This window comes from Runella defluvii, assembly GCF_014195535.1.
GTDB classification, from domain to species: Bacteria; Bacteroidota; Bacteroidia; order Cytophagales; family Spirosomataceae; genus Runella; species Runella defluvii.
Genome location: NZ_JACIBY010000001.1, coordinates 705,936 through 731,205, shown reverse-complemented (window position 1 = coordinate 731,205; position 25,270 = coordinate 705,936). Strand labels below are relative to the sequence as shown.

Annotated in this window: 14 protein-coding genes, 1 tRNA gene and 1 pseudogene; 11 read left to right on the top strand and 5 right to left on the bottom strand. The window is 45.1% G+C overall.

From position 1 onward, the window contains the following. Positions 1-42: 42 nt before the first annotated feature. Positions 43-1,182 carry a cysteine desulfurase family protein gene (locus FHS57_RS02950; protein WP_183971351.1) on the bottom strand — a complete coding sequence of 380 codons (1,140 nt, stop codon included), beginning with the start codon at positions 1,180-1,182 and terminating at the stop codon, positions 43-45. Between the two features lie 98 nt (positions 1,183-1,280). On the opposite strand from FHS57_RS02950, the gene FHS57_RS02945 reads away from it, so the two are divergent. The 5 genes from FHS57_RS02945 to FHS57_RS02925 all read left to right on the top strand — a co-directional run bounded on the left by FHS57_RS02945 (position 1,281) and on the right by FHS57_RS02925 (position 10,165). Next, complete coding sequence (locus FHS57_RS02945) at positions 1,281-3,779, top strand: LTA synthase family protein (protein ID WP_183971349.1); 2,499 nt, start codon at positions 1,281-1,283, stop codon at positions 3,777-3,779. Further along, positions 3,736-6,090, top strand: coding sequence for a hypothetical protein (locus FHS57_RS02940; RefSeq protein WP_183971347.1), 2,355 nt, complete (start codon positions 3,736-3,738; stop codon positions 6,088-6,090). Before FHS57_RS02945 ends, FHS57_RS02940 begins: the two co-directional genes overlap by 44 nt. A 183-nt stretch (positions 6,091-6,273) precedes the next feature. Next, a tRNA-Phe gene (locus FHS57_RS02935) sits at positions 6,274-6,349 on the top strand. A gap of 351 nt (positions 6,350-6,700) precedes the next feature. Continuing rightward, positions 6,701-7,699: an AAA family ATPase gene (locus tag FHS57_RS02930; RefSeq protein ID WP_183971345.1), complete on the top strand. Its 999-nt coding sequence runs from the start codon at positions 6,701-6,703 to the stop codon at positions 7,697-7,699. Next, entirely contained in the window at positions 7,700-10,165 is a 2,466-nt protein-coding gene (locus tag FHS57_RS02925; RefSeq protein WP_183971344.1) for a S8 family peptidase, read from the top strand. Positions 10,166-10,324: 159 nt separating this feature from the next. On the opposite strand, the gene FHS57_RS32135 is transcribed toward FHS57_RS02925, so the two are convergent. Then, positions 10,325-10,576 (bottom strand): nucleotidyl transferase AbiEii/AbiGii toxin family protein, encoded by a 252-nt coding sequence (locus tag FHS57_RS32135; RefSeq protein ID WP_183971342.1) that lies wholly within the window; start codon positions 10,574-10,576, stop codon positions 10,325-10,327. Next, complete coding sequence (locus FHS57_RS02915) at positions 10,573-11,301, bottom strand: DUF6088 family protein (RefSeq protein WP_183971340.1); 729 nt, start codon at positions 11,299-11,301, stop codon at positions 10,573-10,575. The genes FHS57_RS32135 and FHS57_RS02915 overlap by 4 nt, the downstream gene beginning before the upstream one ends. A gap of 355 nt (positions 11,302-11,656) precedes the next feature. Between FHS57_RS02915 and FHS57_RS32270 the strand changes: the two are divergent. Then, a pseudogene (locus FHS57_RS32270) lies at positions 11,657-12,763 on the top strand (Fic family protein). Positions 12,764-12,841: 78 nt separating this feature from the next. Here the strand turns inward: FHS57_RS32270 and FHS57_RS02905 are convergent. Continuing rightward, positions 12,842-13,573: a LytR/AlgR family response regulator transcription factor gene (locus FHS57_RS02905; RefSeq protein WP_183971338.1), complete on the bottom strand. Its 732-nt coding sequence runs from the start codon at positions 13,571-13,573 to the stop codon at positions 12,842-12,844. Between the two features lie 5 nt (positions 13,574-13,578). Beyond that, entirely contained in the window at positions 13,579-14,652 is a 1,074-nt protein-coding gene (locus FHS57_RS02900; protein ID WP_183971336.1) for a sensor histidine kinase, read from the bottom strand. A gap of 199 nt (positions 14,653-14,851) precedes the next feature. Here FHS57_RS02900 and FHS57_RS02895 point away from each other — a divergent pair, with 199 nt between their 5' ends. From FHS57_RS02895 to FHS57_RS02875, 5 genes are all read left to right on the top strand, one after another. Further along, positions 14,852-17,254 carry a TonB-dependent receptor gene (locus FHS57_RS02895; RefSeq protein WP_183971334.1) on the top strand — a complete coding sequence of 801 codons (2,403 nt, stop codon included), beginning with the start codon at positions 14,852-14,854 and terminating at the stop codon, positions 17,252-17,254. A 180-nt stretch (positions 17,255-17,434) separates the two neighbouring features. After that, positions 17,435-19,309 carry a patatin-like phospholipase family protein gene (locus tag FHS57_RS02890; protein WP_183971333.1) on the top strand — a complete coding sequence of 625 codons (1,875 nt, stop codon included), beginning with the start codon at positions 17,435-17,437 and terminating at the stop codon, positions 19,307-19,309. Positions 19,310-19,322: 13 nt separating this feature from the next. Then, positions 19,323-20,522, top strand: coding sequence for an adenylate/guanylate cyclase domain-containing protein (locus tag FHS57_RS02885; RefSeq protein WP_221225530.1), 1,200 nt, complete (start codon positions 19,323-19,325; stop codon positions 20,520-20,522). 18 nt (positions 20,523-20,540) lie between these two features. Beyond that, positions 20,541-22,175: a hypothetical protein gene (locus FHS57_RS02880; protein WP_229601242.1), complete on the top strand. Its 1,635-nt coding sequence runs from the start codon at positions 20,541-20,543 to the stop codon at positions 22,173-22,175. Between the two features lie 130 nt (positions 22,176-22,305). Further along, on the top strand, positions 22,306-25,269 hold the full coding sequence (locus FHS57_RS02875; RefSeq protein ID WP_183971332.1) for a hybrid sensor histidine kinase/response regulator transcription factor: 2,964 nt from the start codon (positions 22,306-22,308) through the stop codon (positions 25,267-25,269). The last annotated feature ends 1 nt before the right edge of the window (position 25,270 follow it).

Genomic DNA, 25,270 nt, shown 5'->3' with positions numbered 1-25,270 from the left:
TTGAACCTCCCGAAAGTTTTAAACTTTCGGGAGGTTCGTTCGCTACCCTCGCATTTTTTCCACCACTTCAACGATGTGATGGATGGCAAACGTTATTTCTTCCTCCGTCGTAAAACGACCCAAGCTCATCCGCAAAGACGCATACGCTTGGTCGTCGGTCAAGCCAAGGATTTTTAGCACATAAGACGGCAATACCGACGCCGAAGTGCAAGCCGACCCCGTAGAAACGGCCACATCGCGCAGGCTCAGTAGTAAATTTTCGCCGTCCACGTTTTCAAAACAGATATTGGTCAAATGCGACAGTCGATGCGGAGTTGTTCCGTTGACAAAGGTATCGGGCACTTTTGACAGAATTTCACTTTCTAAGTGATTGCGCAACTCCGCCAATCGAGCCGTTTCCGATTTCATTTCTTTTTGGGCAATTTCACAGGCTTTCCCTAGCCCGACAATCCCAGGCACGTTGAGCGTACCCGAACGACGCCCCCGTTCGTGCCCACCACCGTCCATTTGCGAAGCTATTTCCACGCCCGAACGCACTATTAACGCACCAATTCCCTTGGGGCCATATAACTTATGCGCCGACAAACTGAGCAAGTCAATTCCTTCCAACGGCATATCAATCGGCAGTTTTCCTACCGCTTGCGTGGCATCCGTATGAAACAAAGCCCCAGCTTGGTGCGCTACCTCCGCGATGTCTCGAATGGGTTGAATCACCCCAATTTCGTTATTAGCATACATCACCGACACTAAAATTGTATCCGAACGCAAGACTTCAGCCACTTGTTGAGGAGTAATTAGCCCATCGGCTGCAGGTACCAGATAGGTAATTTCCGCCCCTAGTTGTTCCAAATGATGACAGGTATCAAGCACCGCTTTGTGCTCGGTCGCGACGGTAATGATGTGTTTTCCTACGTGGCTCTTTTTTTCAAAAACTCCCTTGATAGCTAAGTTATTGGCTTCGGTTGCTCCACTCGTAAACACCACTTCTTTGGGCGTAACATGTACTAACTTTGCTAGTTGTTTTCGTGCCGTAGCTACTGCTTCTTCTGCCGTCCAGCCGTACAAATGCGTCCGACTTGCCGCATTGCCAAACTGCTCCGTAAACCAAGGCAACATGGTTTCCAACACCCGCGGATCCACGGGCGTAGTGGCGTTGTAATCGAGATACACTGGAAGTCGCATAGGGTCGTTATTTTTTTGCGAAAATAATGCCATCCTCTCGAAGGTTTACCGCTTTCAAAATATAATTTTTGACAGGCAGTTTTGTAGCTTTGCCACCTATGAAAACTGCGTTGGCTGTTCTGCTTTATTTGACGTTTCCGCTGCTCCTGTTTTGGTGGGGATGGTTTTCGCCTTGGGTTGCGTTGGTAAGTACCGTTGCGTTAGTGGGACTAATGAGTCCATTTTACCCCACTATTGTTTCTTTTTGGAAAGAAAAACCTACCAAAACGTCCATTTTGGCTTTATTCTATTGTGGTATAGCCGCCTTCGCATGGACGTACTTGGCGGGAGTCGGAGGTTTTCGCCCGCAGCATTTCGATTACTACAAACACAACCTCGTTCTCAACAACTTAGTACGGTATTCTTGGCCCGTACAGTATTCCGACGGTAGTTATTTGTGCTATTACCTGGCCTATTATTTACCTGCCTCAGCCTTGGCCAAACTAGCAGGTGGCATGGCGGCCATGCCTTATTACCTTTTTGGCTGGACGTGGTTAGGGCTTTGGCTGGTCGTTTGGTTACTTTATCAATTAGGTGGCAAACGACTTTTGTTGTTTTTTGCACTTTTCAGCAGCCCCAACGGCCTATTATTAGTTTACGAAATCATCCAATCTCCCCTCCCACTCGGTGCTGCCTTGCGGGATATTTGGACGAATGACCACACCATCGAGCTCATTCAATCCCCTGGTGGATTGATGTTTATCAGTCACATCGACTCGTTTTCTGCCTCTCCCCAACACGCCCTCCCCGCTTGGCTTATTACGGCGTTGTTTCTTTATTCATTTCAGAAAACTTTTGTCGTACCGACGAAGGGGGTATCTAGCTTCCTGTTTCTCTCCCTAGTGGCCACCACCCTCTACTGGTCGCCATTGGTGGCGGTGGGGCTTTTGCCGTTTTTGGGGTATCAGGTTTTTCAGGAATACAACGGTCGGCGGGCAGCAGGCAGTAACCTGTGGGATTCCAGTCATCTGTGGACATTTTTGTTAGTTTTAATTATTTCGATACCTGCATTTCTGTTTTTTTCAGGACACGTTCCCTTGCACGATGCGCGAGGTTGGTGGTGGAACTTGTTAGCAACACCGCACCAATTTGTCCTTTGGGGAATTTTCATTTTCTTGGTCGTCGGTGTTTGGGCAATTTTAATCCTTTTTTTGAAGACAAAAGGGGCATTTTCTCCCGCCGAATTTCAGCTACTTTGCCTTTCGCTCATTGTACTTTTTGTACTAACCCTCTTTAAATATGGCCATTACAACGACCTACCTCGTCGCGCGGGATTGCCTGCTACATTGGTGCTTTGTTGGGGGTTAGCTCGCTCGCTTCGTGCCTCATTTTTCCAAGATAAATACCTTCGGGTGGGCCTTGGGTTGGTCGCCATTTTTAGTGCGTTTTTACCTTTCAAACACCATGCACTGTGGCTAACCCCCCGACCGTACATTGCCACTACCGACAAAACCATCCTCGATTTCACCCCTTACTCTATTCATTATCTCAGTAGGTATCATTGGGGCGAATTTGATGTGGTTTCACAGTACTTGGGCGAAAAAAAATCTGCGTATCTACGTTATTTTGCTCCTGCAAAATCCACCCCTCCGCGACAACTAACGAACGCATTTTATTACTGGAAGTCTGAATTTTCGCTTTCGGGGTATGAGAAAAAAGCCCTTGCCCAAAACGGCATCAATAAGCTTTATATTCGATTTTTTGACGTGGACTGGGATCCCGTCAGCAAGCAAGCGGTTCCCAAAGCCGTGGTTTATTTCAAGGAAAATCCGCCCGTTGCGTTTGTGCCTACCGTTTTTATCACCAACCGCACCCTCGAAAAGCTTTCGTGGGGAGGGGTAGAAGAGTTGGCAAAAAAGATTACTGAGAAGATTAAGACATTGTCGGCCACGATTGCTCCAAATCAACCAGTTACGGAAGTGCAAATTGACTGTGATTGGTCACTTTCAACGCGGCGTTCGTATTTTCAACTTTTAACTCAGCTCAACAAACATTTGCCTACTCAAATAACCCTTTCGGCCACTATTCGTTTACACCAAATCAAATTTTACCGAACCACGGGTGTGCCTCCCGTAGCCCGTGGAATGTTGATGTATTACAACATGGGTGATTGGAAAAGCCTCCGCACCGAAAACTCCATTCTCGACCTTACTACCGCCAGCAGGTATGCCGATTACATCTCGGATTATCCATTGCCACTCGACGTTGTTTTACCTTTATTCCGTTGGGCTATTTTTTACCGAAATGGGCGACCATTAAAAATAATTAACCACCTGTCTCACAAAGACTTTCAAAACAATTCATTATTCAAAAAAGCCCCCGAAACCAACCAATACATTGCCCTTACTAATACCCACTTATGGGGGATTTCGGTACGGCGTGGCGACCGTTTTCGGGTGGAAGAAAGTACCGTCAACAACCTTTCAATAAGTGCCAAAACTTTAGCTCAAGAAATACAAAATACTAAGCTTACCTTTGCGTTTTACCACTTAGATTCGACCAACCTCTCCCATTATGAAAGAGATTCTCTCCAACAAATTATTCAAGCGTTCCGCTAGAACCATTGCCGTATTGATACTCCTTGCGTGTGCAGGAGGCCCTGCTGATTTGAACGAATTTACGAGCTATTTTTTACCCGAAACCGCCACTGCCCAAGCGGGCGACGGGCGCTACCACTTTACCCAACAATTTCTGTATTTGGACGATTACAGCGATACCCTTCGTCCTGAAAAAGACATCAACTCCCAAGCCTGGGCGAAATACGCAGGGGTGGACGAAACCATCGCCTACAACTATTTTTATACCGAAAGCGCCAATAATACGCTGCCCAACCGCCTCATGTTGAAGGGCAACAAAGCGGCCGTTACTTATCTCCAATTGGCCAAGTCGATTGAAAAATCGTACCAGCCGTCCGTTTATTCGTGGGAAGAAGGAAGCAAAGATTCGCTGGTATTAGTGGAAGCATTTGCTAAAAGTCAACAGCTTGCCCGCAGTACGACCGACCCGTTTTTAAAAGAGCGTTACGGGTATCAAGCCGTGAAATTGGCCATGATTTTAGAGCAGCCTGACAACTGCGTCAAGCTCTACGATGAGCTTATTAAACCACTGAAAACCAAAACCTTTATCAGTGATTGGGCTTTTTCAAGAAAAGCAGGTGCGACCATGGCATTGGGCGATACTGCCAAAGCGCTGTACGAATTTGCCCAATTGTTTGACCGCTGCCCGTCACGCCGCCGTGAAGCCGATTTGAGTTTGCGTATCAAGGGGGTTCGTTTTCAAGAAAAAGCCTTAGACTATTGCCAAAACAACGACGAAAAAGCCGCTGTTTACGCCCTGAGCGCCATTCAGCCTTTGGAGGATGGATTGCCTATGCTCAAAAAAGTCACGGAGTTAAATCCTAAAAACGCCCTTATTGAGCTTATCACAGCCCGTGAAATCAACAAAAACGAGTACTATGCCAACGGCGAAATGCCTTACGTAGAAGATACCCTTGCCTACGAAAAACGCCGCGGAGAAAGCAAGTCGTACTTTGAACAATTGGGAGATTTTTGCGCCGACAATGCCACCAACAAAGCCTTGAGCAATCCTTCCTTTTGGTACACTTCTGCCTCTTACGTTGCCTACGTCAACAAAGACTACAAAAAATCAGAGGAATACCTTGCGCAAGCCAAAGCCGCTCCCGCCCCCAACGACTACCTCAAACAACAAATGGACATTCAGGAAGTATTGTTGTTGATTGCTCAGCAGGAGGGAATTACGTCCGAGTTTGAAGGCAAAGTGATTGGGATGTTGGAAAAACTCAATAAATCGGTGAATTTCCGCATCGTTAATGCCTATACGCGTGCCTGTGGCTTGTTGGCAAAAATGTACCGAGGGCAACCTACCGAAGAAAAAAAATCAGGCGGATGGTGGTCGAGCTGTAGCAGCAAATCATCGGGCGACGTCTCTGCCACTCATTTGGCCAAAGCCTTTTTATTGGAAGCCGCTGCCAGTTGGCAGTCACGCCCAGCCAATGCCGACGGCTACGCTCCCGCTTTTGCCACCAACCTAGACCGATACGCTGTCGAGGATAGCACTTCGGTAGCAACCCTACGCGAAGCCATTTCGTACGCACAACAGCCCCAATTGGATGACTTTGGCAAACGCCTCGTGGGACTATCGGGGGTAAATGCTGACTACTTGAACGTTGTCTTAGGTCGCCGCCTTTTGGGAGAACACCAGTACGCCCAAGCCGCCGAAGTATGGAAAAATGTGTCACCCAAAACGTGGACGGAATCTCCCTTTAGCGATTACCTTACGGAAAATCCGTTTTATATCAAGCCCGATAATGGCCAAAGTCCGTCGCAAACCTTGACTCCAGCAGCATTTGCGGCTCGTATGGTTCAGTTAGAAACCCAAATGAAAGCAGGTGATGCGCAAGCCGCCTATTTGTTGGCCTGTGGAGCCTACAACATGGGGTATTTTGGCAACAGCTGGTTATTGCTCAACCGCCAACGCAGCAGCAGCGAATACGAATACACCTACCCTCCCCGCGATTTAACAGGCGTTGACTATTACACCGCTGCCAAAGCAAAAACGTATTTTGAAAAGGCATTGCAATTGACCAAAGACCCCGAATTAGCCGCCAAAGCGGCCTTTGGTGCATCTCTTTGCGAAGAAAGCACGTTCTATGTCTTTAAGGCCAACGAAGGCCGCGACCTCGGTTACGACGAAGCCACCCAAGCCGCATTTAAAAAGCGTATGAACGAAGAGCAAAAGAAACGCTTAGGCAAGTACTTTGACTTGCTTCGTCGCAATTATGCCAACTCTGCCTACACCAAAGAAATCATCGAAGAATGTAGCACCTACCGCGATTTTGTAGGCCAATAACGACTAGAAGCGTTTTAGGGCGAAAAATTTTTAAAAATTTTTCGCCCTAAAACGCCTTGAAAAACAACAAGATACAAAAAAAGACTCATTTTTTTGATTTTTTTTCAGCAAAAACGTTTGCATTTAAAAAACACATCGCACATCTTTGCACTCCCGAACGACGGGAACAAAACAAAAAACGATGGTGATGTAGCTCAGTCGGTAGAGCAAAGGACTGAAAATCCTTGTGTCGGCGGTTCGATTCCGTCCATCACCACCATCGGTAAAAGCCGTTATAACGCAAGTTGTAACGGCTTTTTTTGTTTTGCAAGTATCATTATTAGAAGGTTACTCATTTTTTGTATCTAATCCTAAAAATATTGTTCAATATTATTTATCTTTAAATTTCAACCATCATGCTTTTACCATAATCAGGAGATACCAACAATCCATAAGTGGGAATAGTAGAAATAATAATTTTAGAAAAATATAGATAATAAACAGGGCTTCTTTTCTTTGTATAAACAGCATTCTGGCAATTTTGCTATACAATAAAATAACTGGCCGTTCCATTACATTTCGCAATCATAAGCGGCGAATAATGGCTATCTTTACATAAATTGTTGATTTTATGAATCAGGAACTGTTAACACGGTTATTTAGAGCAATAGAGGGCGATTATACATCACCTCTGTTCAAGGTAGCTTACACCATTATTGAAGAAGAGAAGAAAAAAGGACATGAGAAATTAGCAGAAAGATTGAATTCAATTCTTTCAAATAAAAAAAATCGAGCCGAAGGAAATGCCCCTAGTCTCAGATTAGTTAAAGATAGTGTCTATAAAGTCCCTGTAGATAGAAGATATAAATTGCCGCTGGCAAAACATATTGAGCATGACTATTTGCGCCATGAAATGGTTTTGTCGGATGAGGTAGAAAAAAAGATAACTCGGATCGAGAATGAGTATCTTGGGCGGGAGCGGCTTGCTCATCATGGATTGAAGCCCCGGAGAAAAATCCTGTTTTATGGCTCATCGGGATGTGGCAAAACAATGGCTGCTGAACGCATTGCATGGGACTTAGGTTTACCTTTTTACAAGGTACGATTTGATTCAATCATTTCTTCCTATTTGGGGGAATCTGCATCCAACCTCCAAAGCCTCTTTGAAAGCTTAAGAGACTTTCCATGTGTTTTACTGTTAGATGAATTTGATATTATTGGAAAGCAGAGAAACGTATCATCAAACGAAGTAGGAGAAGTCCATCGGATTGTAAACGTTTTGCTTGGGTTATTAGAGGAATACGACGGCGAAGGTATTCTGGTGGCAACGACGAACCTTGAAAGCAGTCTGGATAAGGCGTTATTTAGACGCTTCGATGACATCATCGAATTTCAGAAGCCTACTGAACTTGAAATTGAGAAACTGTTAAAAATATCCTTTTCTGCTTTAAAACTTAGCAAGGAAATAGACTTAAAGAAGTATGCGAAGAAGATGACAGGACATTCTTATGCAATTATTGTTAAGATTGCAAATGATGCTGCTAAGAAGTCTATCATTAGCCTAAGGCCGGAAATATCAAAAGACGATATTGAAACAGCCTTTTTGGAAAATGTAGACCTCGCAAAATAGATGGAACAGTTTGCTCACCTGAGACTTGTCACAAAGAAAACCGGACTGGCCGCTCTTACAGGCGGCGGCGCAGATGCGGAAGAAACAAAGGCAAATAAAGCAGACAGAAAAGGCCACTCGGGCAAGTTACAGCGTTGGCTAACAGATATAAAGACTGATTGGGAAGGTGAGTTTGCCGAACGAGAGCAAAACCAACTGGCGCCGCTGGATCAGGATGTTGTCACGGTCTTTTTTCAGATTAATCCTGACCTATTACTTCCAACGTTTGATCTTGAGGCTTTCGGCATTGAGATTATTTCTGAGGAAGAGGATGGTTTTATTATTGGTGCATCAACGGACAATTTCAGGTCTCTTGAAGCAAAAATTACCGGTTTCGTAACAGAAGAGTATGGCAGCGCAAAAGTAGGAGACCTTTGGAAGATCATTGACGGTGATAGAGGTTCATGGCGTGCTGAACATATTTTATCTGAGACGCTTTTTGCAAGGTGGAAAGATATTCGAGACGACGACCTTCTTAAGCTCGATGTATCTATTGCATTTGCTAAGCCACTCGGAGCTCGTCCAGATCCCGATAAAAGAGGAGGTCCGAAAAGATTAGAAGAATATCAGAGGCTATTTATAGAAAGGGATGATGCGCTTATTGAGCGTCAAACTCACTTTGAAAATTTTGTCAAGTTTTATAAAGGAAAAATTCCTAGCGGTTTAATTGACTTTGATGACAGTTTTAGTGCAAAGGTCGAAATCTCGGGTTTAGGTTTTAAGGATCTGGTTCGAAATTATCCATTTGTTTTTGAAGTCGTTGAAACTGAAGAGGCAGGGATTGGCGATACTGATAGCCAAGAGATGGTTCTCGATGGAATTGAAATTCTTCCTCCGCCAGAGGGAGCACCAATAGTTGGAGTGATCGACAGCGGAATAATGGAGGGACATAAATATTTGGCTCCGGCAATTGATGTTGGACGCTCCTCATCATATCTTAAAGGTGACGGGTCGACTGCTGATTATGTTCCCAGTGGTGGTCACGGTACTAAGGTTGCAGGCGCAGTCCTTTTTCCAAAGGGGATTTCATCACTAACTTCGCCATTTTCACCCCCATGTTTTATCCGAAATTTAAGGGTACTTGATAAAGATAAACATCTGCTGGAGGTTTATCCTGCGCAGCTTATGCAACAAATTGTCGCAGATAATGATGATTGTAAGCTTTATAATCTATCAGTTACAGCAAGCGCCCCATTTCGGATAAAACACATGTCGTCTTGGGCAGCGATGATTGATAAACTCATTCACACTAATGATGTACTGTTTGTTTTATCAGTAGGAAATATCACATTTGGTACTGTTAGTTCTTATCTTCGAAGTGGAGTTACCTATCCTGCTTATTTAGAACAATCATACTGCCGCATTGCAAATCCTGCTCAAAGCAGTTTTGGCATTTCCGTTGGTTCAATTGATCACATTGATTTTCATGATGCTAGCTGGCGATCAGTTGGCGGGAATGGGCTGGTTTCAGGGTATTCAAGGATTGGCCGTGGGATGTGGGGACAGATCAAACCTGATTTGGTTGAGTATGGTGGCGGAATAGTGGCTTCACAGAATGGGTTGTCACAAATTGCGACTAATTCCAATACTGCTACTGAACTTGTTCTTTCAACCCTTCATGGTGGACCTGCAATAGGTACAGACGTAGGTACTTCGTACAGTGCCCCAAAGGTAACGCATATTGCTGCGGTGTTAAAATCCTTATATCCTGATGAAGGAGTAAATTTGATCAGAGCGCTTCTGGTTCAAGGTGCTCGGCTTCCAGGTGATTTATTCTACACCCCAACAGATCTGGGAATGCGGCAACTTGGGTATGGTCTACCTTCCATTGAACGTGTGACAAGTAATACAGACTATCGAGCGACATTTTACAGTACGGGCCTTATTGCTGCCAATGAAGGTCATATATATTCTTTGCGCATACCTGAATCTCTTCGTAATCCGGGAAATGAATATGATGTCTTGGTAGAGGTGACACTTGCTTATACAGCCAAAGTGCGCAGAACAAGGCAAAGACTAAAGTCATATTTGGCGACATGGCTTGACTGGACATCTTCAAGATTTGAGGAAAAGTTTGATGGTTTTTCAGAGCGTGCCCTCAAGCCGGAAGATGGATCTAAAAGAGCCAAGAAAAAAAATGAAAACGGGAAGACCATTCAATGGAAAATTCGGGAAAGAAGTGACCTTGGGGATGTTACAGAGATGAACCGGAACCAAGGTAGTTTACAAAAAGACTGGGTCATTTTGAAGTCGCATCAAATGCCCGAGGAATTGTCATTTGCTGTACGAGGGCATAAAGGATGGGATAAGGATTTTGAACAAATCCCTTATGCATTTACTGTCTCAATCGAAGTGCTTGGCGCTGAAATTCCTATATACGAAGAAATTAGAATTGAGAACGAAGTCGAAATCGAGATCAAGGTTTAGAAACCTCCCACGATAGCACTTAAAGAAAATATCAGAGTATATGTGGGCAATTTTTCGAATCATTACCTTTGTATTGGTAATACCTCCTTTTTATCTAATGTTCGGGCAGTAATTCTGAAACGGCATTACTGGCACTTTTAAGGTGTTCAGTCAACTGATTCACGAAAACGCTCGGGCTCGTAACAGCACCAAATCAATGTCTTCCGAAAACCGGCTAATAAAGGAAAAACATTTCGCTAGAGCCGTACCACCTTTAAAAACGGTAAATTCCGCCAAAGGGCTCGTAAAAGTATGTTGCAGGGTAAACGTGACCCAATAATCCTTTTCTACATAAATTTCGGGCAAATTCAGATACTCTGCCGTGATTGATATCGCGTCCGCAAATAGGTCTGGGTTTTCGTGTAATTTCATTGAATGTTCCAGTTGGAGGCCGTTTTCAGCAGAGAATTATTGAATCCTAAATTAAACTTTGTAAAAGGATTGAGACTTTCTTTGAGCGGGGTCAAATCCAAATCGCTTTGAATTTCTTCCAAAACGGCTCCCAATAATGCCCTTACCCGTGGGGGATATAACAAGGCATAGGTAATCATTTGGCGTTGCCGTTCGCTGCTCAATGCTTTTATGCGAGTTTTGAAGATGGTCAGCGCTGACTGCATATCCAAATCTGGGATTTGTTTTAGGTCTTTCATCGCATCCAGAAAACCCAGCATTTGATAATTATCTTCAGATACGTCGGCGTAGCTTTTGACGGAGCTGACTTTCATAAAGCTGATTCCGCTCAAGTTACGGCGGGACCGACTGGCAATTTGAATATCGGCTGGTATCTGAGTGGTCAGTCCTAGTTGATTATAGAGCCTTGTCCCCGTGATGTAGGCTATGCGCCGCCCGTTTTGGTACAGGTAAGGTTTAAGTAACTCCGCCTCATTGGGTCGTTTTTTTCCAAAAATAGTCATTTTAGGCTTGTAAAAGCGCCCTTTTGAGACCCTGCTGACCAGCCCTTTCTTCTGCAACCGTTCCAGCGCTTTGGCTGCCGACGCAAACTCTTCCCGACCAATGGACAGCCGATCATAGCCAAAGATTACACCTTCGGGCATGTTCTTTATCGTTTGGGCTATTTTTTCGGCGACACTTATCATTCTGTAAATATAGTATGTTAGTCAAGTACTGTCAAGTTTTGTATTTTATTTACTTGACAATATAAAATATGTTAATGAATACCTAAATTATCTGTTATATCATTTTCAAGTTTTTAGTGCCTTTTTCATGATTAAGGCACCTCTCATTCCAAGTAGGTATTGATAAAATTCGGTCGCCATCTCAGGCTGGCCGCATCACTCTCCTTGGATCTACTTAGACCGAAAAAAAGTAGGCTTCCGATGAACAAGCCATGCGGCGAATATACTGCTTAATCACCGCATAATATGCGTCAATTATCTTGACAATGCGGTAATTAGACACTACATTTACCGCATAACAAGCGGTGAATAGAACATGTACATCCATCAACGACCTCTATGGCCTCATTTTTCGTGGGATAGGCAACTAATTATGGACTTACTGGCTTCCGTTCGCCATAAACAGGGAAAACTCATTGGCCGAATGGAAAGCTTAGGCTTCCCTTTACAGGAAGAAGCTATACTGCAAACGTTGACGTTGGAAGTACTCAAATCCAATGAAATTGAAGGCGAAATCCTCAACGCCGAACAGGTACGCAGCAGTATTGCCCGCCGTCTAGGGATAGACATTGGAGCACTCTCTCCCACAGACCGCCATGTAGAAGGGGTGGTCGAAATGCTACTGGATGCCACACAGCATTTCAATCAGCCTCTTACAGAAGACCGCCTCTTCGGGTGGCATGCCTCACTGTTTCCTACAGGACGCAGCGGTATGTACAAAATCACTGTGGGAAATTGGCGGGATAATGAGACTGGCCCGATGCAAGTGGTATCAGGGCCTCTCGGTCGTGAAAGAGTCCATTTTGAAGCTCCCTCATCCGAACGCTTACCGCAGGAGATGGCCCAGTTCATGGAATAGTTTAATACCCAAAATAACATGGATCCCGTCTTTAAAGCGGCCATGGCTCATTTATGGTTTATTACCATTCACCCGTTTGACGATGGTAACGGGCGTATAGCCCGCTCTATTGCCGATATGCAACTCGCGCGAGCGGATGGAAGTCATCAGCGCTTTTATAGCATGTCTGCCCAAATTAGACTGGAACGCAAAGACTACTATCATATTTTGGAAAAGACACAACGCGGAGATTTAGACATTACAGAGTGGGTTCATTGGTTTTTGACTTGCCTAGACAGGGCATTATCAGCTACAGAAGACATTCTTACGTCGGTACTGACCAAAGCAAGATATTGGCTATTTTTCTCCGAGAAAGACATCAATGACCGTCAAAAATTGATGCTTAATAAGTTATTAGACGGCTTCGAAGGAAAACTCAATACATCCAAGTGGGCCAAAATCACCAAGACTTCAACGGACACCGCATTGAGAGATATACAAAATTTAGTGGAACAGGATGTTTTGGTGAAAGAGGATTCAGGCGGTAGAAGTACCAGTTACAGGCTTATTGATTTGAAACACTAAATTGCAAGGCATTTGATTTCTACTGTCCACCATTAAGCACTTTGACAAAGGCACCCCATCATTCCATCAACAACCTCCTCAATACGTCAATTTCTTAATGTTATCCATGTAGCCTCGGCTGACGCGCACCCAATCGCCGTTTTGCATAATGACATCGTAGCTGCTGAGTTGTTTTTGGATTTCTTTTACAAACTCCAAATGAATGATGGAAGAGCGATGCACCCGAATAAAATGCTGCGGGTTAAGTTTTAATTCGAGCTGGCTAATGCCATAATTGCTCAAATAATTGCCTCGGTTAGTTATAATTTTGGAATAATCACCCTCGGCCGAAATCCAGATGATGTCGCGCACATTGACTGTCACCAGTTTTTGATTTTGCTGAATGAGAATCTTTTCGGGATACTGCAAGGGATTGATGAGGCTTTCGGCCAGTGGTTGAACGGGGGTTAAATTCTGGCTCTGGTTCAACCGCAATTTTTGAATGGCAGCGTTGAAACGAACCCCCGTATAAGGCTTTAACAAATAGTCAATCGCGTGGACTTCAAACGCCTGCAAAGCGTATTGGTCGTAGGCCGTTGAGAAAATTATCTGCGGAATTTCTTCCAAATACTTCAGCACGTCAAAACCCGTCAGGCCAGGCATTTGAATGTCCAAAAACACCACATCGGGTTTAAATTCATTGATAATCTTGACGGCATCGACGCCGTTGTTGGCCTCCCCTACCACAATCATCGTAGGGTATTCCTGCAAATATTGCTTGATGAGCGTACGTCCCGCCGCTTCGTCGTCGGCAATTACTATTTTTTGCATGGCTGTTAGTGGAGCGGTATTTCAAACCAAACTCGAAAACCGCTCGGTTGGTTTTGTTGAAAATGTAACGTTTTCCCAAACATCTTTTCTAAGCGCAATTTGGTGTTGGTTAGCCCCACACCTTTTCCAATAATTTCTCCTTCATTGACCAACCCAACCCCCGTGTCTGTAACCTCCACTATCAAGTCGTAGGTACTTTTTTTGATTGTTATTTTCACTTCTCCCCCTTCGATTTTGGGTGAAATACCGTGTTTGATGGCATTTTCCACAATCGGCTGAAGCAACATCGGTGGCACCCGTTCGGTCATCAATGCTTCGTCCACCTCAATCGTTGTTTGCAACCTGCTGCCAAAACGATCTTTTTCCAAGGCAAGGTATTTTTCAACAAATTCCATCTCGTCTTTCAGTTTGACAAAATCCACCCGAGATGCCTTCAACTGGTACCGAAACAAATCGGCCAACTTGGCAATCATCTCCCGCGTGTCTTCCATCTCGGGCGGTACCGACGCGCTGATGGTATTGAAAACATTGTACAGAAAATGTGGATTAAGCTGGGCTTTGATGGCCGAAAGCTCACTCTCCAGCGACGCCTGTCGAAGGGCGTTTTCGGTCTCTTTTTGGCGTTGGTAGTGCAAATGGTATTCGTAGGCGTGAAAAAAGCCAAATTGAATGACGTAAATAAGCGCGGGAATGTAGATGTCCCACACTTGACTCGACCCTCGTAAATGCCCACGCCCAAGGGTATCCATCGTGAAATAGAAGGCTTTTTGCCACGTAAAAACAAAAAGTAACATCGTAAATACGTGCAAAAGAATCTTGGTCGAAAGCTTCCAATGCGGAATCACCCGAAAGTAGAAGTACCAAAGGGGGATGGTCAGGATAAATTTTAAGGCATAATCAAAAAATTGGCTGACGGCATAGTTGAGAAGCAGTGCGCCGTAGGTCATTTTAACGTACGACAACTCATTGAATGTCAACGTCAAACAATACAAAGCATACAATACAAAGTAAACTCCAACCACGGCTAGCAGTTCTCCAAGCCGAACTCCCCAAATGAGTTTTTTTTGCCAATTTATCATTTTTCTCCGCTGTATTTCTTGTGAATCTGTGTCAAATCTCCCACAAATAATTCGATTCTGCTACGTTTTTTCGACGAACTGCCGTATAAGCCGTTCAACTGCACAAAGTGTCATTCGTCGGGTTATTTGTCGATTCGCCGAATGTCTCTTTGATGGGTTTCGTCAGGACTGCAACTTTGTCCCATCAACCATCGCAACCATGAAAACCATCTTACTTCCATTTCTCGTTTTAATAACCACCGTATCAATGGCTCAGCGCTTTTCCGTTTCAGGATTGGCAAAAAACGAACAAAACGAAGGTATTCCCTTTGCCACTGCAACCCTTTTTAAAGTAAGCGACTCCAGCCTCGTAAAAGTTGAAAGCAGTACCGAAAACGGTCATTTTAAAATGAGCGGGATTGCCCCCGAACACTACTATTTGGTCATTAGCAGCGTGGGTTTTCAAAAATACCGCTCGGTCAATTTCAAGCTCATAGATACCAACATTGACTTCGACGCCTTTGTTTTGCGCAGCGATAATCAACTGGCCGAAGTAAAAGTAAAAGCCCAAAAACCGTTGGTCGAGGTTCTTTCGGACAAAACCATTTTTAACGTCCAAGCGTCCCTCAGCGCTACGGGAACGACGGGCTTGGAACTGCTACGAAAATCGCCAGGGGTGGTGTTGGACAACAACGAAAACATCATTCTCGAAGGTAAAACAGGCGTCCGAATTTTCATTGACGGTAAGCCTTCGGTATTGCAAGGCGCAGACTTAAACCAATTCCTAAAATCACTCCAAGCCTCTGACATTGAAGCCATTGAAATAATCACCCAACCCTCGGCCCGCTACGATGCCGCAGGCAATGCGGGTATCATCAACATTCGCCTCAAAAAAGACAAAGGCTTCGGCACCAACGGGTCGTTGGCGCTGGGGTATGGCTATGGTCATTTTGGAAAAGTTAATAGCTCCGTTTCGTTTAACCATCGAAACCGTAAAACCAATTTTTTTGGCACGTACAGCAACCGAACAGGGCAAAATTGGTCGTATTTGAATTTTTACCGCGAACAAGTCAACACCATTTTTGACCAAAAAGCCGAGACCATCAACAACAACCAAAGCAACAACATCAAACTCGGCATGGACTACTTTGCATCGACCAAAAGTACGTTTGGGCTTATTTTGAACGCCAACCTCAATGCCAACGATAACACCTCGCTCAGTCGAACGCCCATTTACCCCCAAAACAGTACCCTCCCGACGCAGGTTTTGATTGCCGATAACACCTCCCAACAGCACAGCAACAACTTGTACCTCAACACCAACTATCGTTTTGCAGATACCCTTGGCCGCATCCTGAACGTGGACGTTGACTTGGGTTCGTACAACAGCAATCGCCACAGTTATCAGCCCAATTTTTATAAAAACGGGACCGAAACCCAAACGTTGTTCAGCCAAATTTACCGCATGAAAACCCCGACAGATATTGGTATTTTTTCGGCCAAAGTTGACTACGAACAGCCATTTTTAAAAGGGAAACTAGGCATGGGGGCAAAACTATCGATTGTAAAAACGAACAATACCTTCGATTTCTACGATGTGGTTGACGGAATGGATGCGTTCAATGCCAATCGCTCCAACAATTTTGTTTATACCGAACAAATCAACGCCGCTTACGTCAACTACAACCGAAGCCATCAAAAATTCGACCTTCAATTTGGTCTTCGGGCCGAGCAAACCGTGTCGGAAGGGAAGTTGACTGGAACGCAAAAAAATGCCGATGCTTTTGTGCGTCGCAACTACACCAATCTCTTTCCCAGCGGTGGTATCACCTACAAAGCCAACCCCAACAATAGTCTTGCGTTGACGTACAGCCGCCGCATCGAACGACCTACGTACCAATCTCTTAACCCTTTCGAGTGGCAATTGGATGAATTGACCTATCAAAAAGGCAATGCGTTTTTGCAACCCCAATACGTCAACAACCTCAAACTTGCCCATACTTACAAATACACCCTGACGACCTCGCTGAGTTACAGCTACGTCCGTGACTTTTTTGCCCAAATTACCGATACTACGGGCTATAATCGCAACTTTATGATGGAGCGTAACATCGCCGACCAACAAGTCATCAACTTGGGCGTTTCGTACCCGTTTCAGGCGGCGAAGTGGTGGAATGTGTATGTCAGCCTCAATGCTTACCACACCGCGTTCACATCTGACGAGAAGAAATTTATGAACGTAAAAGCCAACGTGTTGAGCCTGTACGGGCAAAACACCTTTAGTTTACCCCTAAAATGGAACTTAGAAGTATCGGGTTGGTACAGTTCGCCAGGCATTTGGGGCGGCACCTACGTTACGCGCAGCCAAGGTTCACTCGACTTTGCGCTCCAAAAACGTATTTTAAAAGAAAAAGTAGCATTCCGCGTGGCCATCAGCGATGTATTTTACACCTCTCCTTGGCGCGGTACCACCCAATTCGGCGGACTACGCATCACAGGTTCGGGCGGCTGGGAAAGTCGTACTGTCCGAATCAACTTGAGTTATAACTTTGGTAATAAACAAGTAAAATCGGCACGACAACGACAAACGGGAGTTGAGGAGGAGAAAAACAGGATTAATTGATTGTTGCAACCTTCAGCGCATCTCCTCCTTATTATTAACCCTTTTTCTCATGCCCTACCTTGCCCATCCCTACAGGCAAGTAGGGCATTTTTAGTGAGTAGGTATTTTTCAAAAAAATTCGTTATCATTGCCATACTGATTGTGTATCAGTACCCTACTCACGCTTTGACCCTCAACTTTATGGCTCTCATTCAACCGCTCGCAAACCAGTTCCACCGTGAACTGCTTCGTAAAAACCTTACCCGTATTTTTGGTGATTTTGACGATACCCTGCTACATAGCCTCGAACCTCAGCTCCAATGGGTGGAAATAGGTGGAGGCGAACAACTTTTTGCCCAAAAAGACGTCGGTGACTCGCTCTATTTTGTCATCAGCGGACGCCTACAGGCCCAGATAACGACCGAAGAAGGCACCCAAAAGGTCATCGGGGAAATTATGCGGGGCGAAACCGTGGGTGAAATGGCCATTTTCACGGGAGAACCTCGCTCCGCTACGATTGTCGCCATCCGTGATAGTGTTTTGGTGAAGCTGTCGAAGGAAGTTTTTGAAAAAGTCATCTTAGACTACCCTGCCGTTTCCATGAACGTCACCAAACTCATTATCAGCCGATTAAAAAATTCGCAAGGGGGTCGAAAAAGCGTAAAAAAACCCGTTAATATTTGTTTATTGGCCCTACACAACAGCATTTCTTTACCCGATTTTTCCCACGATTTATACCAAGCATTAACTGCCAAAGGGACAGTTTATCTGGCCTCAAGCACAGCCGTGGACGAACAGCATGGCATGGTAGGTTTTGCCCAAACCAATAAAAACGACAGAAAAGCCTACCACGAACTATCGCAGTGGCTTGATAATCAGGAGTCGAAACACGAGTATATGCTCTATGTGACGGACTCCGAAAACACCGAATGGACGCAGCGGTGCATTCGCCAAGCCGATGAGATTTTTCTTATTGCAGACGCTACCCAGCCTTCGGTGCTGGTCTCGCACGAACAAAGTATCAATTCTAGGTCTGCCACGACTGGCGTTCCGCAGGTGTTGGTGTTGCTGCATCCGTCAGATACAGTTTCGCCGCGCCACACCCGCGAGTGGCTGAGTTTGCGCCCGAACGTAAAATCTCACTACCATTTGCGCCGAGAAAGCTCCCAAGATATGAAGCGGTTGGCCCGTATTATGAGCGCAACGGCCATTGGTTTTGTGGTAGCGGGCGGCGGAGCCAAAGGGTTTGCGCACATCGGAGTGATGCGTGCGTTGGAAGAATTTGATATACCCATAGATTTTGTGGGCGGAACGAGCGTGGGCGCGATGGTGGCCGCAGCGGTATCGTTTGGAGAGCCTTCCGAAACCGTGCAACGTATTATGAAAAAGGGAGCCATGTTTAATCCGACCAAAGACTACAATTGGCTACCTTTTATTTCACTCATTCGCGGCAAACGCATCAAACAGATGATTGACGACACGATTGAAGCCTTCGTGGGTGTACGCCAAATCGACATAGAAGATACGTGGCGAACGCTTTTTGTGGTGTCGAGCAATTATACCCAAGCCCGCGAAGAAGTACATACCCGTGGCTCCATGAGCAAATACCTGCTGGCTTCTACGGCCATCCCAGGCGTATTTCCACCGATTATTGATGGCGACGATTTGTTGGTGGATGGCGGGACGTTCAACAATTTTCCTGCCGACGTCATGAGCCGCGCCAAGGTAGGCAAAGTGATTGGCGTGGATTTAGCCCGCGACCAGAACTATCGACTTGATTTAGAGGAGATTCCTAGTCCCAAGCAGTTATTACAAGACCGATTTCGTCCCAAAAAACAGCGTAAATATCGATTGCCTTCACTTACGTCGTTGTTGCTCAATGCGACCTTGCTCTACAGTGCCGCGCGGCGCAACGAAGCCATCAGCTACTCCGATTTGTATTTCAACCCCGACGTCAGTCGCTTTGGTATCGTAAGTTGGGCAGCCTTCGACACCATTGTCGAGAAAGGCTATGAACACGCCAAAGAGGTTCTCCAAAACATGAGTAGTGAAGAGTTGGCTTCGTACAAATCCTAAAGCAAAAAACGTTATGCAATTGCTTCAATCGCTGATACATAATTTTAAACAACCGTCTTTCGGGATAGGGCGCGCCTACTACCCGCTGCGTATTTTGGGCTACGCTTACGGCATTCTTTTGCTTGTTTTACAGGGCAATAGCCGTGGTTTTGACAGCAACATTTACCTGCTCATCGGTGTTTTTTTGATTTATCCTCACGTTTGCTTTTTGGTTTATAAATTTTCTGGCTCGAGTCGCTTTATCGAGCTCTCTTTTTTAATCATAGATACCTTTTGGGCAGGTATGTTTATTGGCATCATGTCGTTTGCGGTATTCCCGACCATCATGTACATCGTAATGACCTGGACGGGAAATATAGGCGTGCGGGGCATACGGCAGTGTCTATATGGCATCGTGGCGACCATCGTAGGCATAGGCGTGAGTAGTTTTTTAAAGCCAATTACCTTTGAGCCTGATAGTAGCTTATTGATAGAACTAATCTGTTGTGGCCTGGTCACGGTTTATGCGCTTTATTTTGGCTATACCGCCTATCTTTCTACGATTTATCAGAAAAAACTTAGGAAAGAAATCGAAGCCGAAAAGAAACGTTCGGAAGAATTATTGCTCAACATCCTGCCCTACGAAACAGCCGCTGAATTAAAAAACAAAGGCTACGTGGACGCCCAAACCTACGGATTGGTCACGGTGATGTTCACTGATTTCAAGGATTTCACCAAAGTGTCTGAGCGTATGAGTGCGCAAGAGTTAGTGTTGGAAATTGACAAAATATACCGAGAGTTTGACCGCATCATTGGCAAACATGGCATCGAAAAAATAAAGACCATCGGCGATGCGTACATGTGCGCGGGCGGGCTCCCAAAATCCAACCAGACCCATGCCGCAGACGTGGTGGCGGCGGCTATTGATATTTTAGGGTTTATCCACCAAGAAATCGACGCTCGCAAACGCTTGAATTTGCCCTATTTTGAAATTAGAATTGGCATCCACACGGGGCCGTTAGTAGCGGGCGTAGTGGGCATCAAAAAATTCAGTTATGACATTTGGGGAGATGCCGTCAACATTGCCAGCCGTATGGAAAGCAGTAGCGAAGCAGGAAAAATTAATATTTCGGAAACAACCTATCAACTCATCAAAGACCGTTACGCATGTCGCCATCGAGGTAAAATTACGGCCAAAAACAAAGGCGAAATCGACATGTATTTTGTAGAATAAGAATAACCAACCTTTTTTATGCGCTATCCACTCCTTTTAATGACCCAAGTTGACCGTTATTTGTTAAACGCACTAAAACGGCTACTTTATTACTTCATCACTTGTTATTCTGGGCTGGTTTATGGACAAACCTCCTCAACATTTGACAACATTTCTGCAAAACAACTGGCTAAGTTCAAAGCCGCAGGGGTAGTTAGTTACCGTGATTTTGGCGCCAAAGGGGATGGCAAAACCGACGACATGGAGGCCATTGCCGCGACTCATGCTTTTGCCAATACCAACGGGCTTAAAGTCAAAGCCGACGCCAACGCCACTTATTACGTGAGCGGCAAAGAGCGGACGGCGGTGATCCAGACCGATACCGATTTTGGCACGGCAGCCTTTATCATCGACGATACCGACGTCCAAAACCGCAATGCGTCGGTGTTTACGGTCAGCTCTAACCTCCAGTCGTTTAAGCTTTCTACGGTTTCTTCCCTCAAACGAAATCAGAAAAAAATCGACGCGTCCTTGCCAAGTACTTGCCTAATTACAGTCACCAATGCCAACGTAAAGCAATACATTCGGTTTGGGTTAAATCAAAACAACGGCTCTTCGCAAACCGACATTTTTGTGGTTGACAAAAACGGCAACGTTGACATGAACGCTCCCATCATTTGGGATTTTGACCAAATCACGGATATTACAGCGCTGCCCATCGACGAAAAACCTTTAAAAATCACGGGAGGACGCTTCACAACCATTGCCAACAAAGCCGAATCAAAATATACCTATTATAGCCGAAACATCGCTGTTCGTCGGTCAAACGTTCTCATCGAAGGACTCGAACACCGCATCACGGGCGAAGGCGAAAACGGTGCGCCTTACGGCGGATTTATCAACGTCGGTGATTGTGCCTACGTCACCGTCAAAAACACCTTGCTGACGGGCCACCGCACCTACAGTACCATTGGCGCGGCAGGCAAGCCCGTTTCGATGGGCACTTACGACCTGTCGGTCAATCGGGCGGTGAATGTATCTTTTGTCAATTGTACCCAAACCAACAGCATCGACGACAATACGTATTGGGGCATTTTGGGTTCCAATTTTTGCAAAAACCTGCTGTACGACCGCTGTACACTCTCCCGTTTTGACGCGCACCAAGGGGTAGCCAACGCCACCATCCGCAATTCCACCCTCGGACACATGGGCATCAATGCCATTGGAAGTGGCACGTTTTTGGTCGAGAACTCCACCATTCGCGGTCGAAGCATCGTCAATCTTCGCTCCGACTACGGCAGTACGTGGCAAGGCGAGCTCATCATTCGCAACTGTGTTTTTGTCCCCGCAGGTGGTAAGCCTACCAGCGCCGACCTCATCAGTGGGTCATATTCTGGCCTACACGATTTTGGTTATACCTGTTACATGCCCGAACGAATCACCATCGAAAACCTCCGCATCGACGATTCACAGCACCCCGACAACTACCAAGGCCCTGCCATTTTTGCCAATTTTAACCCCCAACTAACCGACAGTTCCTACCAAGAAAAATTCCCCTACGTCATCACCAAAGAGGTCGTTCTTCGCAACGTCACAACGGCCAGTGGGAAGGCAGTACGGGTTAGTAACAACTTGTTTATGTTTAGGGAGGTGAAGGTAACGACAGCGCCCTAGTCTTTTTTATTATAATATACATTCAACCTCTTTTGGTATCTTTTTTAGCAAAAGGCTTTTTCCTAAATCTACAATTGACGTATTTTGTTGTATTGGTTAAAAACCCATACCAAAACTTCAATTGTGACCAATGCCTACTCTTTCTCCCTTTAAAAATAAACGTTTAGCAGCAATCACCCTGTTCGTTGCCTTATTTTTGGGGTCATCAAGTGCTACGCTTTTGAATGCTCAAAACCCCAAGGTAGCTTCGTTCTTAACGTTAAAAGACCTAGCTCGGTTAGACAGTCTTGAAATGCACTTTATTTGGGCGAGCGAAGAGCCTGACAGTACTTCAATGGCTGCTGATTTGAACGCGATTGAACTGTATGCCAAGCAATCGCAAGACGAGCAGCTACGCCTTTTTCTCAATTACCTAACACTCAACTACTTTACTTTTAAAAAAATACCCAAGCCTAGCTCTAGGTATTTAGAATTGAAAAAATTGCTGGACGGATTAGCAAAACTACCCCAAACCCTTTTAACCGATCGAATCAGGGCTTATGTTGAATTTAGAATGGGTGTGTACCTTTATAACCAACGCGCCAATTCTGTCACCCTCGTCAATCATTTTCTTACGGCGGACCTGCTTTTTCGGAAAATAGGCTATGACAATGTCTTGTTAGCAGACCACAAGCTCAACCGCCTTGGAACGTATTACATGAACCAAGTATCTGATTTTAAGACGGCTATTAAGTATTTCAGAGAAGGTGAAAAGTATTTGGCCAAAGACCCAATTGACCATTATCGGATTGATTTTTATAAAAACTATGCCAACTGTTTGGGCTACTTAAAGCAATACGACCAAGCCATTAAGTATAACAAGTTGGCGATTGCTCAAGTCCGACTAAAAAAAGATAGCTTAAAAATAGGCACCATCAACGGTAACATTGGCGAAATCATCCTCAATACCTCCCCTAATCCCGCCCAATCAGAACCCTACTTTAAGCAAGAGTTGGTTTATCGTTTGCGCTACAAACCCAAAGGGTTGGGCGATATTGCCAAGGTATATGGTAATTTATGCCAAGTCGCTGGGGTCAAAGGCAACAAAGGGGAAATAGTTCAGAATTTTGAAAAAGCCGTTAAAATCCTCAACTCTGATCCTGATACGCTAGATTACCACGCCTTGCTGTCTGGATTATACAAAAACCGAATGATTGCCGATTCGCTGATTGGAGATTTCAAAAGCGCTTTTCTGCACCGAAAAGGGTATTACGAAGAATTGATTGTCAGCAACGAACAAGAAATTAAAGCCATTACTTCGGAAGCTTCGGTACGGTTTGACGTAGAAAAAAATAAACTTCAGGCTGAACTTGCAAATGAGCAAGCCCAAAACTCGCGCTTTTGGGTATTGGCCATTTCATTGGTGCTTGCTATCGTTTTGTTTGGTGCCTACTTTGTTTATTACCGCCAAAAAACACGACGCGAGGAATTAATACAGCGCTTGTCTTTTGAGCAAAAAGAAGCCGAACGATTGGTGGCGTTGGACGAAACCAAAACGCGCTTTTTTACCAATATCTCGCACGAGTTTCGCACCCCGCTGACCCTGCTCGTTGGCCCTTTGGCAGAGCTAGGCAAAAAATACCCCACCGAAGGCATGATTCCTGTCATGCAACGAAACCTATCTCGCCTCCAAAACCTTATCAATCAACTTCTTGACCTTTCCAAACTCGAAGTCGGAAAACTAGAACCCACCATTCAGTATGGCGACGTAGCCCATTTTTTACGTTACCAATTTGCGTCCTTTGAATCGCTTGCGCAGAGCAAACAAATTATTTTTGAACGGACGCAAAGTCATCAAAAATGCCTTGCTTATTTTGACGAAGATAAGCTGGAAAAAATCGTCACCAACTTACTTTCTAACGCTTTTAAGTTTACCAATGAAAATGGGCGCGTAAAAGTGAATGTACAGTACACTACTCCCGAAGGAGATGACCATGAGAAAGGCGCACTTCTCACGCTAACAGTGGCTGACAACGGAATTGGGATGGATGCCGAACGACTCCCCCGAATTTTTGACCGTTTTTACCAAGTTGATGACAGCCAACGACGCCACTACGAAGGAACGGGCATTGGATTGGCCCTCGTGAAAGAATTGGTTTTAGCCCTCAAAGGGACGATTGACGTGACAAGTAAGCCCGAAAAAGGAACCACTTTTGTCGTGACTCTCCCCTGCGATGCTGCTCATTGGGGTGAGTTTGTCCACGTTGGCCAAACAACTGTTGAAAAACCAGATTCACGGCTGGCGTTCGAGTCTAGCGCATCAAGCCTTACGGAAGCTCCTGTTGTCGATAAAAATAGCGAGGCACCGTTACTACTTATTGTTGAAGACAACCCCGATTTGCGCCATTATATCCGAAGTATTTTTAGTAGCACGTATCGCATCGAAGAAGCACAAGACGGCCAAATCGGTCTCCAAATGGCTACCGAGCTAGTTCCTGATGTTGTTATTTGTGACGTTATGATGCCACGGCTCGATGGGTTTGGTTTTTGTAAAGCCCTTAAAACCGACATTCGCACCAATCACATTCCTGTCGTAATGCTTACCGCAAAAGCTACGCTCAACGACCGACTGGAAGGGCTTGAGACAGGTGCCGACGATTACCTGTCGAAACCATTTCATACGGAAGAACTGCAAGTACGACTCCAGAATTTGCTCAAAAAACAACAATTGCTCCAACAAAAGTACGCTCATCTGACCCCGATAGTTCAGGCTACCGACGAAGTCGTTCCAGCGGCGTCGATGGATGACTTATTTTTACAAAAAGCAACCGATGTTTTAGCTAAAAACTATACCGAAAGTAGCTTTGACGTTGACCAGTTTGCGGCGGAGATGAGCTTAACGCCCGTGCAGCTACGTCGTAAATTGAAAGCGCTCACCAACCAAACCGTGACCGAATACGTCCGAAATTATCGCCTCCAACTAGCGGCTGATATGCTGAGGGCCAAGGCTGGAACCGTTTCAGAAATAGCTTATCAAGTGGGCTTTGAGAGTTTGCCCTATTTTTCTAAAATATTTAGCGAACGATACGGAATTTCACCAAGTGAATACGCGTAGC

Excerpts from the sequence above, each read along its gene's own strand:
- FHS57_RS02950 (WP_183971351.1), bottom strand. The coding sequence starts at position 1,182 with ATGCGACTTCCAGTGTATCTCGATTACAACGCCACTACGCCCGTGGAT.
- FHS57_RS02945 (WP_183971349.1), top strand. The coding sequence starts at position 1,281 with ATGAAAACTGCGTTGGCTGTTCTGCTTTATTTGACGTTTCCGCTGCTC.
- FHS57_RS02940 (WP_183971347.1), top strand. The coding sequence starts at position 3,736 with ATGAAAGAGATTCTCTCCAACAAATTATTCAAGCGTTCCGCTAGAACC.
- FHS57_RS02930 (WP_183971345.1), top strand. The coding sequence starts at position 6,701 with ATGAATCAGGAACTGTTAACACGGTTATTTAGAGCAATAGAGGGCGAT.
- FHS57_RS02925 (WP_183971344.1), top strand. The coding sequence starts at position 7,700 with ATGGAACAGTTTGCTCACCTGAGACTTGTCACAAAGAAAACCGGACTG.
- FHS57_RS32135 (WP_183971342.1), bottom strand. The coding sequence starts at position 10,576 with ATGAAATTACACGAAAACCCAGACCTATTTGCGGACGCGATATCAATC.
- FHS57_RS02915 (WP_183971340.1), bottom strand. The coding sequence starts at position 11,301 with ATGATAAGTGTCGCCGAAAAAATAGCCCAAACGATAAAGAACATGCCC.
- FHS57_RS02905 (WP_183971338.1), bottom strand. The coding sequence starts at position 13,573 with ATGCAAAAAATAGTAATTGCCGACGACGAAGCGGCGGGACGTACGCTC.
- FHS57_RS02900 (WP_183971336.1), bottom strand. The coding sequence starts at position 14,652 with ATGATAAATTGGCAAAAAAAACTCATTTGGGGAGTTCGGCTTGGAGAA.
- FHS57_RS02895 (WP_183971334.1), top strand. The coding sequence starts at position 14,852 with ATGAAAACCATCTTACTTCCATTTCTCGTTTTAATAACCACCGTATCA.
- FHS57_RS02890 (WP_183971333.1), top strand. The coding sequence starts at position 17,435 with ATGGCTCTCATTCAACCGCTCGCAAACCAGTTCCACCGTGAACTGCTT.
- FHS57_RS02885 (WP_221225530.1), top strand. The coding sequence starts at position 19,323 with ATGCAATTGCTTCAATCGCTGATACATAATTTTAAACAACCGTCTTTC.
- FHS57_RS02880 (WP_229601242.1), top strand. The coding sequence starts at position 20,541 with ATGCGCTATCCACTCCTTTTAATGACCCAAGTTGACCGTTATTTGTTA.
- FHS57_RS02875 (WP_183971332.1), top strand. The coding sequence starts at position 22,306 with ATGCCTACTCTTTCTCCCTTTAAAAATAAACGTTTAGCAGCAATCACC.